Below are 15035 nucleotides of genomic sequence, written 5' to 3'. Positions count from 1 at the left end.
CGCCGATGCTCCGACCGTACTGCGGCGGCACCGGCACGCGGACCCCCCAGTGTGGCAGCACCGGCAGCCGGTGTCGGACCGGTTGCGGAGGGTTTTCCCGATGAGCGGGGAAAGTGGTGAAGGAAATCACTCCCTGGGGCCTGTTTCGGCGCCCCGCCCCCGCGGGGTACCAACCGGAAAGTAGGGTGGAGGGCCGCACCGGGGGACGGGCCCGTCCCCGGCCCCGGTCCGGGCGCCAGGAAGCAGACCAGAGCAGAGGAGACGTGGCCGTGGTCACCGCGAGCGCAGCCGCCACCTTCGAACCGGTCGACCGGTCGGCCGCCGCCGCCCGCGGCTTCGTCCGGGACGCGCTGCTCGGGTGGGACCTGCCCGAGGTGGTGGACGACGCCGTGGTGCTGGTCAGCGAGCTGGTCACGAACGCCGTGGTGCACGCCGGGACGGCCGCCGAGGTGGCCTGCCTGCGCGAGGAGGAGACGGTCCGGATCGAGGTCACCGACCGGCACCCGGAGCGCGGCCTGCCGTCCTTCACCAACGTGACCCCGCACTCGGACCGGTACGCCGACCCGGACGGCGAGGGCGGCCGCGGCCTGCTGATGTGCTCGGCGCTGTCCAGCAGCTGGGGCGTCGAGTACGCGGCCGGGCGGAAGACCGTCTGGTTCCGGCTCGCGCTGCCCGACCAGCGGCCCGGCACCCGGTACGCGCTGCCCAGCCTGCCCGGCGGCGAACTGCCCGCCGCGGACGGCCCGGTGCGGGTCGCCGTGGTGCAGCTCGACGACCACGGCCGGGTCCGCGGCTGGAACCCGGACGCCGAGACGCTGTTCCAGCACCCCGCCGACGCGGTCTTCGGCCGCCCCTGGGCCGAGCTCGCCGTCTGGCCGCAGACCCCCGGCCTCGGCCTCGGCGACACCCTGCGGCTGGCCCGCTGGGAGGGCTCGTACGCGGTCCGGGCCGGCGACGGCGCCGTCCGCGAGGTGTACGGCACCCACGTGCGGCTGCGCGACCGCGAGGGCGCCCCGACGGTGCTGTGCGTGCTGGTCCGGGAGGCCGACCGGGCGGTGCTGCGCACCCCGGGCGGCTCCGACGGGGCGGCCGCCGCCGCGAGCACCGCCGTCGAGCCGCTGGACCTGCTGGTCGGCCCGGTCTCCCCCGACGACCTGTCCAGCCTGCTGCAGCGGATCGTCGAGCGGGCCCGCGACCTGCTCGACGCCGACGCCTCCTACCTGCTGCTCACCAGCGAGGACGAGACCGAGTTCGAACTGCGCGCCGCCACCGGCCTGTCCGGCCCGTCCCGCCGCTTCGCCCGGCTGCCGATCGACGCCGGCGCGGGCCGCTTCGACTCGGCCCGGCTGCCCGCCGTGCACGAGGACCTGTCGGTCCGGCCGACCGGCGCCGCCCCGCTGCTGGACGGCACCCGGCTGCGCTCGCTGATCACCGTCCCGCTGAAGGTCGAGGGCCGGCTGACCGGCTCGCTCGGGGTGGCCGCGGCCGCCCCCGGCCGCTACGACAACGAGGACGCGCTGCGCCTGCAGTTCGCCGCCGACCGGATCGCGCTGGCCCTGGAGAGCGCCCGGCTGGGCGAGTTGGAGCGGCTGCGGCGCGGCTCGCTGTCCTTCCTGGTGGAGGCGTCCGACCTGCTCGCGGGCACCCTGGAGCACGGGCAGACGCTCGCCCTGATGGCGCAGATGGCGGTGCCCACGCTGGCGTCCTGGTGCGCCGTCTACACCACCGCGGACGCCGCGGCCGGCGCCGAACTCGCCTTCGTGCTGCACGAGGACGAGGACCGGATCGACCCGCTGCGCGCCCTGCTCGACAAGGCCCCCGCCCCGGAGGCGGTCCCCAGTCCGGGCGCCCGCCCGTGGACGGCGGCCGCCGAGACCGCCCGGGCGATCGGCGACCCGGTGGGCGCGGAGCTCGGCGAGACGGTCGTGCTGCCGCTGTCCGCCCGCAACCGGGTGATCGGCCTGCTGGTGCTGGGCACCCGGCCCGGCGTCCGGTTCCGCCAGGAGATCCTGGAGCTGGCCGAGGACCTGTCCCGCCGGGCCGCCCTGGCGCTCGACAACTCCCGCCTCTACTCCGAGCGCACCGCCATCTCGCAGGCCTTCCAGCGCGCCCTGCTGCCGCCGGAGCTGCCGAAGATCCCCGGCGTCGAGGTCGAGGTGTTCTACCAGGCGGCGGGCGAGGGCAACGAGGTCGGCGGCGACTTCTACGACCTGTTCCCGATCCGCGAGGGCACCTACGGCTTCGCCATCGGCGACGTCTGCGGCACCGGCCCGGAGGCCGCCTCGGTCACCGGCCTGGCCCGCAACTCGCTGCGCCTGCTGGCCCGCGAGGGCCTGACGGCCCCTCAGGTGCTGACCCGGCTGAACGCGGCGATCCTGGACGAGGGCAGCCGGGCCCGCTTCCTCACCCTGCTGTACGGCGAGCTGACGCCCCGGGCGGACGGCTCGACGGTGCTGTCGCTGGTCTGCGCCGGGCACCCGCTGCCGCTGCGGCTGCGCGTCGACGGGCAGGTCGACCAGGCCGCCTCGCCGCAGCCGCTGCTCGGCGTGATGGACGAACTCGACCTGACCGCCGAGGAGTTGGTGCTCTCGCCGGGCGAGGTGCTGCTCTGCGTGACGGACGGCGTGACCGAGCGCCGGGAGGGCCGCCGGATGCTCGGCGACGAGGGCCTGGTCGAGGTGCTGACCGGCTGCGCGGGCCTGACCGCGGGCGCGGTCGCCGCCCGGGTGCACCGCGCGGTGGAGCGCTTCGCGCCCGAGCCGCCGTCCGACGACATGGCGATCCTGACCCTCCGCATCCCGACCCAGCGCCAGAACTAGTCACGGTTTGCTCACACTTGCTCATCCTGGGTGATTCACAAGGGTACGAGCGGCGTCGGCCGGGTACACCGTAAGCACCGGGGGCTTCCACCCCGGAGGGCGTCGACCGGCGGCCAGACCGCCGGTCCACTCATTCCGCCGCAGCCGCCGCACCCCTTCTTCGGTGCGCCCACGACCCGGCACCCGGCACCACCGCACACCCCCACCCTTCACCGCGATCTCGCCATGCCCTGGCGCAGAGTGAAAGGAGCCTCCGGTGAGCAATGAAGCCTCCGGGGCGAATGCCCGATCCGCCGACGCGGGTCCGCTCGGTTACCTGGCCCTCGGTCTCACCCTGCTGGCGTACGGCCTGCTCGGCTCCGGTGCCCTCAGCGGCACCTCGGCCGGCGGCGCCGCCACGCTGGCCCACCTGCTCGGCGGCGTGACGCTGTTCGTCGCCGGCCTCTGGCAGTTCCGCGGCGGCGACCGCTTCGGCGGCACCGCGTTCACCGCCCTCGGCGCCTTCTGGGCGGTCTGGGCCGGCGCCGGCCCGGCCGGCAAGAACACCGCGGGCCTGTTCCTGCTGCTGTGGGCGCTGCTGGCGCTCACCCTCACCGCCGCCTCCTGGGGCGCCGGCTGGCTCACCCGCGCGGTGTACGGCCTGCTGACCGTCTCGCTGGTGCTCGGTGCCGTCGGGGCGTTCGGCGACGCGAGCGGCTGGGGCAAGGTCGGCGGCTGGGTCGCCGCCGTCGCCGGCCTGGCCGCCTGGTACTCGGCCACCGCCGCGCTCACCGACGGCCGCTGGGGCCGGGTGTCCCTGCCCGTCAAGTAGTCGCACCACACCGCACCACCCGCAGGTCCCGGAGCCCGGACGCCACCCCCACGGCGCCCGGGCTCCGGCCTGCCGCCGCCCGTACCGGGCTCAGCGCACCAGGACCAGCCCGCAGCCGTACGCCCGCCCGGGCCCGACGCCCGCGCCGAGGGCCGCGGTGAACGCCTCCGGGTCGGTCACCGTGAGGGTGCCGCGCAGCTCCGCCCGGGACAGTGTGAGGCCCTGGTGCGGGTACCGGCCCGACACCCGGGGCAGCATCCGCAGGGCCAGCCGTTCCGGGTCGCAGTCCGCGCCGATCCGCACCACCCCGTCCGGCCCCACCGGCGGCTCCCCGGCCGGCTGCAGCCGGCGCACGAACCAGTTCTTCACCAGCTCCGGCCGGTTCAGCGCCACCCGCTTCCCGCGCCCCGTCCCGGCCGTCGGCCCGCTGCCCGGCAGGTGCCCGCCCCGGCGCCGGCTGGCCACCGGGTTGACCACCGCCCGGAAGTCCACCCGGTCCCCGGCCCGGAACGTCCGGTCCACCAGCAGGCTCTCCGGCCGCTCCGCCAGCACCCCGCGCGGCAGCCCCGACCAGTCCCCCGGCAGCGCCGACTGCACCACCAGCGCCAGCCGCGCCCGGCGCAGGTCCAGCGTCCACCCGAACAGGGCCTTCAGCTGGGCCCGGGCGTCCGGGCTCCCGTCGTCCACCCAGCCCTTGAAGCCGCCCATCACGAGCCGGTGCAGCTCCTGCACGTCGATCAGCGCCTTCGCGGTGAACGGGTGCCGGGCGTCCAGCGTCAGCAGGCTGTGGGTGACCACCAGGCGGGCCCCGGCGGGGCGGGGGCCGTTCACAGGACCACGTCCCAGCCGGCGGCGTCCGGGGCGATGGTCAGCCGGTGCCGGGTCTCCCAGCGGTGGCCGTGCACGGGGCCGCTCGCCGGGAAGCCGATCGGCCGGTCCTGCACCGGGGCGACCCCGGGCAGCGGACGCGGGCTCTCCAGCCAGGCCCACGGCCGCCCGTCCGGCGCGGGCAGCCCGTCGGCCGCCGGGAGCAGCGCCCGGCCCTCGAACACCTCCCGGAGCGTGCCCGGCAGCACGCCCAGGGCCAGGTCCCCGGACGGCGGGCAGGACTTGCGGCCCAGCCACAGCAGCCGCCTCGGGTGCTCCAGGGCGTGGCCGACCCGGTCGAGCAGCGCCCGGTCCGGGGACTCCAGGCCGACCAGGAACGCCGCGTCGGACAGGTACCAGCGCTCGCTGAGCATCGCGTGCCGCGCCACCTTGCCCGCCGTCAGCGCCCCGGTGCCCGGGTCGGCGGCGATCAGCTTCGGCGCCCCGTACCAGCCGCCCTCCCGCTGCCGCCCGAAGGTGCCGGGGCGGCCCGCCGGTTCGAGGTGCTCGAAAGCGGCGGCCCGGCGGTGGTCGGTGATCAGGTCGCGCGGCCGCAGCGGGTAGCCGCCCCCGCCGACCGTGTGGTAGTCCCGCACCAGCGTCCCGGGGCGGTCGGCCCGCACCCCGAACAGCGCCCCGGCCAGGCCGTCGAGCGGGTCGTCGCGGTCCAGCCCCAGCGCGGCGGCGCACAGCCCGACCACCCCCGACTTGGTCGGCCGGGTGTGCGTGTCGCGGAGCGCGAACCGCCCCCGCAGGCCCCAGGACTGCAGCGGCCCGGCCAGCCGGATCAGCAGGACGTGGCACTCCCCGTCCCCGGTCACCGGACGAACTCCGCCAGCCCGGGGGCCAGTTCGACGCCGTCCGCGATCCCGGGCAGGCGCAGCAGGTCGTCGATCCCGGGGTCATAGGTGAGCACCCGGGCCGCGCGCTGGTCGGTCCGGCGCCGGGCCACGAACAGGTGGTGCCGCATCAGCCGCCGCACCGCCGCCGGCCCGGCCGGGCCCTCGCCCCCGCCGTCCTCCGGGTTCTCGTCCACCGGCCGCTGGAACGCCCCCGCGTAGTTGTACGGGCGCTCCCCCTCGAAGGCGAGCACCAGCACCGGCAGCGAGCCGGTGGACGCCGTCGAGTTCTTCTTCGCCTCCGGGAACGCCTCGACGAAGGCGGTCACGAACTCCCGCTCCGCCGCCACCGCCGTCTCCTCCACCTCCGGCTCCGGCAGGCCGGCCCGCCGCAGGTTCGTCCGCAGCTGCTCGCGGTCCAGCACCGCGTGCCGGTAGAACGTCCCGGAGATCAGCGACTGGTAGCCCGTCATGCCCGCGCCGCCGTCCTCCGCCCGGTCCAGGAAGCCCAACGCGCTGCGCCTGCGGTCCAGTTTGGCGTCGTCCGCGGCCGCGTAGAAGTCCTCCACCTGCTCGGCGGCGTGCACGGTGAACGCGTGCCCGGTCTGCACCGCGCCGTCCACGTTCGGCGAGTCGGCGATCTCCGCCAGGAACCTCCCGTACAGCGCGATGTCCACCGCGTCGCGCGGCGCGAGCGCCAGCAGCACGGCGTCCCGGGTCGGCTTCGGCAGGGGCTCGCCCTTGGCCGCCGCCGGTTCCTCCGCGCCCTCCGGCGCCTCCTCGGCGCTGCCGGGTTCCGGCTGCCTCGACTGCTTCGACTGCTTCGACCGTTTCGCCTGCTGCGCCGCCCGGTTGCGCTCCCGCCAGTCCGTCAGCTCGGCGGCGTGCTCCGCGAGGTGGTCGGCGATCCGGGCCCCGGCGTCGGCGGGGGCGAACACCAGGACCTTCGTCAGGTCGGCCACCGTCCGCTTCGCCGGGTCGCCGAACTTCAGCCCGCACGCCTCGATCACGGCCCGCGCGGTGGCCACCGCGGCGTCCCGCTCCCAGCCGTGCCGCCGCACCAGCTCGTCCGCGCAGATCAGCGCCCACTCGCGGGTGCGGATGCCCATGCTCCGCCCGCCGAGCGCCCCGATCCCGGCGTTGGCCCGGTTGCGCGCGTGCACCCGCTCGGCCCGCCGCCGCGCCTGACTGGTGATCAGGTGCCGCTCGACACCCCCGTACACCAGGGACTTCGGCTGCCCGGTCTCGTCGCGCACGGGGAGCACCGCGACCAGGGTCTCCAGCAGGTGGAGCGAGAGGAAGGGGCTTCGGTCGGTCACGCTGCTCGGCACCTCGGTCACGCTGCTCCGTCCTTCGCTGTCGGTTCCGGCGGCCGCCGGTCCCGGCCCCGCCCCGGTGGTGCGTGGAAGTCCACCGACCACCGGTACGCCACCCGGGCGGTCCGGTCGTTCCACCGGACCAGGTCCTCCGTCAACTGCGCCCAGGACGGCGGTGGTTGACCGCCCGCCCGGAGGCGCACCACGGTGTGCTGCAGGTGCCGCCACGGCACCCGGCGACTCGCCACCACCCGCTCCATCAACCGCTGTGCCCCGGGGTTGCGCGGCCCCCGCCCCGTCCCGTCCCCGATCCGGGCCGCCGCGGCCCCCACGCTCCCGAACCCGTACGCCGGCACCGCCCGCCCCTGGTGGTACAGCGCGAACAGCCCCGCCACCTGTTCGAACACCCGCCGCTGCCGGTCCCCGCCGTACCACCCCGCCCTGATGTGCGCGTCCGTCGGCGCCCCGGTCCGCCGCAACGCCGCCAACGTCCCGTACTCGCGGTTCCGCACCAGCGTGGTCAGCCACCTGACCAGCGCCTCGCTGTCGTGCGGGAACTCCTCCGGGGGCAGGAAGCCGTCCTCAGTCATCGTCCACCGGCTTTCGGATCTCGATCGGGGCCTTCTCCCCGGAGACCTCCCGTTCGAACAGCTCCAGGGCCCGGGATCTCGCCAGGTGACCGTCGGCATTGGGCGGCAGGAGTTCGAGGCGCTGTTCGAGGAGGGTACGGGCCTGCCCCAACAGGCATAGTGCGTACTCCTCCAACGGTTCCAGTACCGGGTCCCCCGCCCCCACGAAGCCCAGTACGACCACCTGGTCCAGCAGGTTCCGGAACGGCTCCGCCGCCGTCGGCCAGAACCCCCAGCGGGCGTCGTACCTGGCGATCTGCTGCTTGCCGTCCGCCGGGTCCACGGCCGGACAGATGATCCGCGAGGCGACGACCGCCGCCCGGTACAGAGTGGCGGCCAGGAACTCGGCGATCCTCGACCCGCGTTGCGAGGCCAGGAAGAGGTGCTGCTCCATGCCAGGCGCGTACGGGAAGCTGCCCTCCACCCAGGCCACCGGGATCGACTTGTTCACAATCAGCCCCACTGCCCACAGCTGGTAGGGCGTCTCCCGGCCGCAGCGCTCGTAGCTCAGTGATTCCAACAGCGCGTACAGCCCGGGCTGACGCTCCTTCACCGCCGCGTACAACGCGTGCGCCTCCTGCCACAGCGCCCGGCTGGGCGACGGCCACAGTGGTCGGCGCGAACCGTTCTTCCCCGGGAGGAGCACGGCGTCCTGCATGTGCTGCTCCGGGTCGAGCTGCAGCACCTCCCCGGCTCCGATCAGCACCCGGTCCACCACCACCCGGCCGTCCTCGGCGCGCCCGCCCCGCAGCAGGACGGACCGCCCGAGCGCACTGTGCAGGTCGGCCGGACTCCCGGGCACCCTGGGCCCGGCCTTGGTCAGGAATCCCCGACGGACGACGGCCCCACCGGTCCACGAAGTGTTCAGACCCCCCTCCACGCCCCGGTACGGATAGAGGTTGAGCCGCAGCGTCTCCCCCAGCGTCGCTCCGAGTGCCACCACTCGGATCCGCCCCAGCAGCCGTCCCGCCGCCAAGTGGGTCAGGGTGGCGCCGAGTTCCTCCCCGCCCACCCGTGCCCGACCGTACGGCGCGTAGACGTGCTGGGTGAGCAAGGTCCGGAACGCCTCGGCCGCCGACAGGGACTTGCCGTCCGCCAAGTGGTGCTGGTCGAAGAACTGCAGGTAGTCCGCCGCCCGTTCCAGCACCAACTGCGCGGTACCGGTGGCGTACTTCTGGAACACCTCCTCCAGCATCGAGTTCTGCCCGAGCGGGGTCTCGGGGTCGAAGAGGTCCCAGTCGCTGCCGGGCTGCTTCTTCAGCCAGGCCACAGCTTCGGTGAACGCGTGTCCCCCGACCACCCACTCCCGCCACTGCTCCTTGCTCGCCGGGCAGTCCTGCGAGGCGAAGCAGACCGCCAGCAGGAATTCGACCACGGCGACGGTCTCGCCCGGTGTCGAGCAGGCGATCGTCAGGAATCCCTCGGCCTGCGCGAACAGCTCGATCAGCGCGACGTCTTTGGTGGCGCCGTCACGCGTCAGCACGGGTATCCACGGCTGCCGCCTCGGGTCCCATTCGATCCGCGGTCCCGCCGTCTCCGAAGAATGCGCCCGGAACAAATTGTCAACCACTCCATTTCTCGCACAATGACTGCACCGCAAGGGGGTTGATGCCTGACCGACCCCGACGGTACCACCGGCGATCACTCTCTTCAGGGAATCTTCGAACCAAGTCGCGGACGCAAAAAATGCAGTCCACATTCGCATTTTCCCATTCCGAAATCGCCAGAACCGGTCAATCCTCGGAACCTTCGATTCGGGCCCGCCCCGGCGGGAAGGAATCCCGGGGTTCACGCCGGAGCAGAATGGTCAGCGTGGCCCGGGCGTCACGGCGCCGCGCGGGCGTACGGGCCACCACGGAAGTGAGGGCGACCACCGCGACCACCAGGCCGCGGACCAGGCCGGCGCCCAGCGCCAGCACCGCGGCCACAGCCGACTCCTCGACGAGCATCGGGAACATGGCGTCCGAAGTCCTTCCACCTCGGGCCGCCATCGGTGGCGGCCGGTCCATCGAAGACTCCACGCCGAGCCGCCCGCGGCTCGACATCCCGAACGGACCTCCGCAGGTCAAGCCGGTTGTTCCGATACCGAGCAGGAGAAAACCGTGTACGACAGAGACCCGTTCGCGGCCCGCACACGACTCGGGGACCTCTTGCGGAGACCGCTCCGGGAGCAGTCCCTCGGCCTTCGCCGCACCGCCGCGCTGCTGCCCGACAACCTGCTGCCGGAGTCCACGCTCCGCCGATGGTGCCAGGGCAGAACCTCACCGGCCGAGACCGAGGTTGTCCGGCGGATCATCGAACGTCTCGGCGCCGACCGCCCCGAACTGCACCTCGCCGTCGAGGCCGCCCGCTACGAATCGCTCCACCACCGACGGACCTGGCCTGCGGCGAAGCGCATCCGCGAACGCACCGACGAGCTCGCCACGATCACCGCGCTCGCCCACCTCGACACCACCGACCCGGACCTCGCCTACCTGTGGTGGCACGCCGAACTCCCGACCGGGAAGAGCTGGTTGCTCCGCCAGTACGCCGAACTCGACGTACCCGGCGTCCGTACCGTGCTCTGCAGCGTGGGCCCCGAAGCGGGCACCAACACCGCCTCCGGCTTCCTCCACCGGCTGTGCGACCTCCTGGACCTGCCCCGCCGCAGCCACGTCACCCCGAACGGCCTTGTCTCCGTCCTGGCCGCCGCCACCAAGGGCTACGCCCGACAGCGCCGCAGGCTCGTCCTGCTGATCGACAACCTGGATGCGGACCGGGCCTGGCCGCACCCCGGTACCCGGCCTGTCGAAGGCCGCAGCATCGCAGGCCTGCTGCCCGCCGCACCCGCCGCCCACCTGCGTATCGTCGTCAGCAGCCGCCGGACCGGCCCGCTGCCCACGGACGTGCCCGCCGACCATCCACTGCGTCGGCGCAGCTGCTGCCGTGCCCTCCGCCCTTTCGACTGGAACCGCTCCGTCGACACTCCGAGCCGCACTGACCTCGCCCGCCTGCGGACCGACCCGCTCGGGCGGGCGATCACCGACGAACTCGCCCTCGCCGACTGCGGATTGCACGCCGACGACCTCGCCCACCGCACCGGCGCTTCGCGCACCGACGTCGTCGAGGTACTCACCCACCCCCGGCGGCACTGCATCGTCCAGGACGTCCGCGCTCCCGGTGCTTTCCGGCTCACCCACACCGGACTGGTCCGGGCCGTCCTCGACGAACAGGAGGCCCCGGCCGCAGCCGACGACCGCCCGCGCCCCGGAACCTCGGAGTACGCAGCCCCGGACCGGCACGATCTCCTGTCGGACCTCCGCCGGCAGCTGCGGTCCGCCACCGCGCCCGGCCCCGAAACACTCGCCGACCGACTACTCCTCCCCGCCCCCGGAGAACTCCCCTTCCCTGACGCCTTCCTGCGTACCGCCGCCCACGACCTGCTGTGCCGTCGGGCACCGGATGTCCCCTCCGAAGCAGTCGTCCTCCTGACCCACCTCGACGACCTCCCCCGGGCCCTGGCCCTCGCCCGGTGCTCCGTCACCCATGTCGCCCGCGCCGCCCGATCGGCGCTGGCCGCGGCCGTCGCGGCCGAGAACGGACTCCCGGACGCCGTGGCCGTCGCCGTCGAAGCGGTCGAACACCTCGTCGGAGCCGAGCAGTTCACCCCGTCCGAGCCCGCCCTCGCGGACGCATACCTGGAACTCGCCCACGCCGCCCGGCAGCTCAGCGACCTCGGACTGCACTCCTACGCCGTCCCACTGCACCGGGCCGTGGCCCGGAGCCGCGCAGTGGACTTCGCCACCACCGTCAAAGCCGTGCTCGCCGCCCCGATGCCCGGCATCGAGGCCCTGACCGCCTTCCAGGAACATGCCACCCACCTCGCCTCGGCCGACCCCGAGGACGCGGCGGCAGCGGTGCACGTCCTGCGGGAGATCACCCGCGCCGAACCGGCGCGGCGCGGCACGGTCCTGCCCCTTTTGCTGGAACTCCGCGACGCTGCCGCGACCCTCGGGACGTTCGCCACCGTCGACGTCCTCGCACTCATCGCCTCGCTCCTGATCGAGCTGGACCAGGCCAACGAAGCTCGACGAACCACCGGCACGGCGCGGGAACTCCTGCTCCGACTGCTCGAACACTCCGAAACCCCCGACGACCTGGCCCACCGTGCCCACGAACTGTCCGTCACCGTGGACCGCCTCCACCGGGCCATCCTCGACACCGCCCTCGGCCACCGCCCCCACCAGGACAGCCGGGCACTGGCCGACGCCCTGGCCCCCCACCGGCAGATCAGCGAACTCGGGGAGGACCCACTCGAACGCCCGCTCCGCCACCTCGCCGAACTCGACGCGGCGGCCGACGCCGAAGACAACGCTCGCCGAGCCGCCGAAGCGGAAGCCCACCGGTCGGAACGACAGGCGCGCCGGGACGCCAACAGGAGCTACCGCACCAAACGGGACTCCCCGCCCCGACTGACGCCCGTTCCCCTCGCCACTGCCCTCGTGCCCGCCCTGGTGCCCGACGGACCGCTCGGTGCCGTCCGGCGCCTGCTCGCCTGCGGCAACACCGAACTCGCCCGCGAACGACTGGACTTCGTCCTGCGCACCGCCCCTCCGCAGGGCCCCGTCCTGCTCAACGGACACCTGATGGAAGACCTCCTTCGCGCACTCGGCACCACCGGCGATTTCGCCCCCGCCGAACAGTTGCTCCGGATCGCACCCACCGCCGAGGCCCGCGCCGCCGGGCACGCCGCCCTGTCCACGGGCGCCTCGCTCGGTGGCCACCGCGCCGAAGCAGCCGACCACGCCCGGAACGCCGCCTGCCACCTCCCCGACCGGCCTGCCCCCGCCACCCGCAATCTGGTGGCCCAGGCCCTCGCCCACGCGGGCGAAGCGGATCTCGCCCTCGATACCGCCGCCCGCCCGGGCCTACCACGCCACCACTACACCACCGCCCTGATCGCCGACGGCCTCACCCACCACACCCCCGACCTCGCCGCCCACCTCCTCGCAACCACCGCCGAGACCCTGCGCGACCACGCCACCGCCGACCACCTGCCCACCCTGGCCGCCCTCCTGCACACCCGGCCCCCCGGCGTCCTGACCGACGCACTCCGCACCGCCGCCCGGTTCAGCACCCGCCCCTACCAGTCCTGGCCGACCGCCCCCGCCAGCGTCCTCGGCCTCCTCCTCCGACTCGATCCCTCCCTCGCCCCGGCCCCCGCCAGCGGAGGCTGGACGCTCTGGCGGCGGTCCCTGCAGCCCGCACACACCCCCTACGCCGCTTTCGCGGTACTGGCCGCCTTCACCGGGGACACCGTCGAAGTCCGCCGTCTCTCCGCCTCCGCCCCGTCCACCCACGTGGGAGCCCAGGCGCTGGGCGCCGCGGCCCACCTCCTGTCCGGCGCTCCCGCCCTCCTACCGGCCGACCCCACCGACACACCGAGCCTGCTCGTCGCCCTCGGCAGCAGGCTGCGCCCCGCTGACACCCCATCCGCTGCGGACCCGCTCCTCCACGAACTCCTCACCGCTCGCCTCTGGTCCCCCGTGGTCCCTTCCCTCCCCCGCACCGCCCCGCAGGCCATCACCCCCTTGGCCGAACTCCTCACCGCGCTGGTCCGCCCCGCCGAACGGCCGGAGACTGGATGAGCCACTGCGAGGCGAACTGGTCGCCGCCCATCTCGACCCGACCGCGAGCGACCCGACCGCGGGCGGCAGTTGTTGATCCTGCAATCACCTGACCCGTTCACCGCCGGTTGCTACTGTCGGCGTTCGGAGGGACGCATGGGACAGTGGTCGCTGGGTGCGGAGGCCCTCGACGCATGCCGTTTCGCGCTCTCGCCGCTGGTGGAGACGGTCGCCGCGGTCGGCATCCTCGCCGAGATCCGGCCCGAGCCGTGGCGCCGCGGCTGGCTCGCCGCCCACCAACCCGCCTTCCGGGACCGGGTCGTGGCCGACCCCCGGGCCGCCGACTGGCTCGCCGGCGGACGCCCCGCGGACTGGCCCGGTGCGCTGCCGCTCCCCGCCCCGTCCCCGGACGCCGACCCGCACCTGCTCGACCTCACCGGCCTCCCCGCCGTCCCCGCCGGACTCCTCGACTGGGTCTGGCAGCACGTCGTCCGCCCCGACTGGCCCGCCCGCCTGCACGCCTTCCGCGCGGACATCGCCGCCCGCCGGCACCGCGCCGCCACCCACGGCTGGCCCGCCGCCCTCCCCGCCCCCGGCCCGCAGCAGTACTGGCTGCCCGGCGGCCGCCTGCGCCTCGACTCCCCCGGCCTGCCCGCCGAACAGCCCGCGGACGCCCGCCTGCTGCTGGTCCCCACCAGTGCCCGCCACGGCTGGCTCCGCTGGGACGGAGCCCGCCTCACCGTGGTCTACCCGACCTCCGCCGCCCCCGTCCCCACCCCGCGCACCCCGCCCGCCAGCCTCGGCCGCCTACTCGGCAGCGCCCGCGCCGACCTGCTGGCCGGCCTCGACCGCCCGCGCGACACCGCCCAGTTGGCCGCCCTCACCGGCCTCGGCCCCGCCGCCGTCGACGACCACCTCGCCGTCCTGCTGGACGCCCGCCTGGTCGCCCGCGCCCGCTCCGGCACCGCCGCCCGCTTCTACCGCACCGCGCTCGCCGAGGCCCTGCTCGCCGCCCAGCCCTGCTGACCGCGCGCCCCGCCCCCGGAAACGCCGGTGGCGGCCCCGCACCTGCCCCGGGACCGCCACCGATCGAACTTCTCTCCCCGCTCAGCTCTCCACCGAACTGCGCTCACGCGCCCCGGCCGAGACCGCCGCCCCCGGCCGGTCCTCCGTCCGGCGCCAGCCCGTCACGGCCTGCTGCACCAGGTAGACCGTCAGCAGGATCGCCACCGCCACCAGCCCGTCCGCCCAGAAGTGGTTGGCCGTCACCACGACCACCCACACCGTCACCAGCGGATGCAGCACCATCAGCCAGCGCCAGGCCCCGCGCGCCACCGTGATCACCGCGACCGCCGCGATCACGCACCAGGCCACGTGCACCGAGGGCATCGCCGAGAGCTGGTCGGCCACCACCCCCGCCACCCCGTCGCCGTACACCGACTGCCCATACTCCATCGCCAGGTCGACGAACCCGTTCCCCGGCAGCATCCGCGGCGGCGCCACCGGGATGAACTGGATCAGCAGACACACCGCCGTGGTCGCCACCACCGTCGTCCGCACCCACGCGTACCGTGCCCGGTGCCGCAGGAACAGCCACAGCAGCACCACCAGCATCACGCCGAAGTGCATCGTCGCGTAGTAGTAGTTCGCCGCCCGCACCAGCCACGGCACCCCCACCACGGCCCGCTGCCAGGACGCCTCGTCCGGCAGCCCGAAGTCCAGCTCCGTCCGGTGAATCCACTCCGCCCGCTCCAGCGCGTGCCCCGCCCCCATCACCGACAGGTGCCCCACCACCTGCCACAGGGCGAACAGCACCAACAGCGTCCCGGCCTCCCGCAACACGTCCGCCACGGTCCCGGCCCGCCGCCACCGGCCTTCCTGCCCACGCCGCCGGCCCAGCCCACGCCTGACGGTGAACGCCGCACCGTACAGCGCTGCGGAGGCGACCGCCGAGGTCTGCCACGTCAACGTCAGATTCTGCATTGGCGAAGGTTATACGCTTCCTCCCCCGAAACGCGAAGAAGCCCCCTGACTTCCCGTCAGGGGGCTTCTTCACAATGATTGTTCGGCGGCGTCCTACTCTCCCACAGGGTCCCCCCTGCAGTACCATCGGCGCTGTGAGGCTTAGCTTCCGGGTTCGGAATGTAA

General features: G+C 74.4%; 11 protein-coding genes and 1 rRNA gene. 4 read left to right on the top strand and 8 right to left on the bottom strand.

All coding sequences use genetic code 11. The features are described 5' to 3' along the window. The first annotated feature begins 113 nt into the window (after positions 1-113). Together ACIOHG_RS25185 and ACIOHG_RS25180 are read left to right on the top strand one after the other, a co-directional pair. Positions 114-2819 carry a SpoIIE family protein phosphatase gene (locus tag ACIOHG_RS25185; protein ID WP_400953862.1) on the top strand — a complete coding sequence of 902 codons (2706 nt, stop codon included), beginning with the start codon at positions 114-116 and terminating at the stop codon, positions 2817-2819. 256 nt (positions 2820-3075) lie between these two features. Beyond that, positions 3076-3630, top strand: coding sequence for an acetate uptake transporter (locus ACIOHG_RS25180; protein ID WP_400953861.1), 555 nt, complete (start codon positions 3076-3078; stop codon positions 3628-3630). Between the two features lie 90 nt (positions 3631-3720). Here the strand turns inward: ACIOHG_RS25180 and ACIOHG_RS25175 are convergent, their stop codons facing one another. The 6 genes from ACIOHG_RS25175 to ACIOHG_RS25150 are packed head-to-tail and all read right to left on the bottom strand — an operon-like array spanning position 3721 to position 9239. Further along, entirely contained in the window at positions 3721-4461 is a 741-nt protein-coding gene (locus ACIOHG_RS25175; protein WP_400953860.1) for a type I-E CRISPR-associated protein Cas6/Cse3/CasE, read from the bottom strand. Further along, positions 4458-5318, bottom strand: coding sequence for a type I-E CRISPR-associated protein Cas5/CasD (cas5e, locus tag ACIOHG_RS25170; protein WP_400953859.1), 861 nt, complete (start codon positions 5316-5318; stop codon positions 4458-4460). Before cas5e ends, ACIOHG_RS25175 begins: the two co-directional genes overlap by 4 nt. Continuing rightward, entirely contained in the window at positions 5315-6655 is a 1341-nt protein-coding gene (locus ACIOHG_RS25165; protein ID WP_400953858.1) for a type I-E CRISPR-associated protein Cas7/Cse4/CasC, read from the bottom strand. Before ACIOHG_RS25165 ends, cas5e begins: the two co-directional genes overlap by 4 nt. Before the next feature lie 17 nt (positions 6656-6672). Further along, positions 6673-7242 (bottom strand): type I-E CRISPR-associated protein Cse2/CasB, encoded by a 570-nt coding sequence (gene casB, locus ACIOHG_RS25160; protein WP_400953857.1) that lies wholly within the window; start codon positions 7240-7242, stop codon positions 6673-6675. Continuing rightward, entirely contained in the window at positions 7235-8980 is a 1746-nt protein-coding gene (locus ACIOHG_RS25155) for a type I-E CRISPR-associated protein Cse1/CasA (protein ID WP_400953856.1), read from the bottom strand. The genes casB and ACIOHG_RS25155 overlap by 8 nt, the downstream gene beginning before the upstream one ends. Positions 8981-9014: 34 nt before the next feature. Next, the gene (locus ACIOHG_RS25150; RefSeq protein WP_400953855.1) at positions 9015-9239 is read right to left on the bottom strand and encodes a hypothetical protein; all 225 of its coding nucleotides are present in this window, start codon (positions 9237-9239) and stop codon (positions 9015-9017) included. Between the two features lie 192 nt (positions 9240-9431). Here ACIOHG_RS25150 and ACIOHG_RS25145 point away from each other — a divergent pair, with 192 nt between their 5' ends. Beyond that, entirely contained in the window at positions 9432-12908 is a 3477-nt protein-coding gene (locus tag ACIOHG_RS25145; protein WP_400953854.1) for a hypothetical protein, read from the top strand. Between the two features lie 135 nt (positions 12909-13043). After that, positions 13044-13913, top strand: coding sequence for an ArsR family transcriptional regulator (locus ACIOHG_RS25140; protein ID WP_400953853.1), 870 nt, complete (start codon positions 13044-13046; stop codon positions 13911-13913). An 81-nt stretch (positions 13914-13994) separates the two neighbouring features. Here ACIOHG_RS25140 and ACIOHG_RS25135 read toward each other — a convergent pair whose 3' ends face one another. Then, positions 13995-14870: a phosphatase PAP2 family protein gene (locus ACIOHG_RS25135; protein ID WP_400953852.1), complete on the bottom strand. Its 876-nt coding sequence runs from the start codon at positions 14868-14870 to the stop codon at positions 13995-13997. 80 nt (positions 14871-14950) lie between these two features. After that, positions 14951-15035, bottom strand: a 5S ribosomal RNA gene (gene rrf / locus ACIOHG_RS25130); the annotation flags it as partial.

Origin of the sequence: Kitasatospora sp. NPDC088134 (genome assembly GCF_044741705.1) — a bacterium.
Taxonomy (GTDB): Bacteria; Actinomycetota; Actinomycetes; order Streptomycetales; family Streptomycetaceae; genus Kitasatospora.
This window is presented reverse-complemented; position numbering and strand designations above follow the sequence as displayed.

Excerpts from the sequence above, each read along its gene's own strand:
- ACIOHG_RS25150 (WP_400953855.1), bottom strand. The coding sequence starts at position 9,239 with ATGTTCCCGATGCTCGTCGAGGAGTCGGCTGTGGCCGCGGTGCTGGCG.
- casB (WP_400953857.1), bottom strand. The coding sequence starts at position 7,242 with ATGACTGAGGACGGCTTCCTGCCCCCGGAGGAGTTCCCGCACGACAGC.
- ACIOHG_RS25155 (WP_400953856.1), bottom strand. The coding sequence starts at position 8,980 with ATGTGGACTGCATTTTTTGCGTCCGCGACTTGGTTCGAAGATTCCCTG.
- ACIOHG_RS25135 (WP_400953852.1), bottom strand. The coding sequence starts at position 14,870 with ATGCAGAATCTGACGTTGACGTGGCAGACCTCGGCGGTCGCCTCCGCA.
- ACIOHG_RS25140 (WP_400953853.1), top strand. The coding sequence starts at position 13,044 with ATGGGACAGTGGTCGCTGGGTGCGGAGGCCCTCGACGCATGCCGTTTC.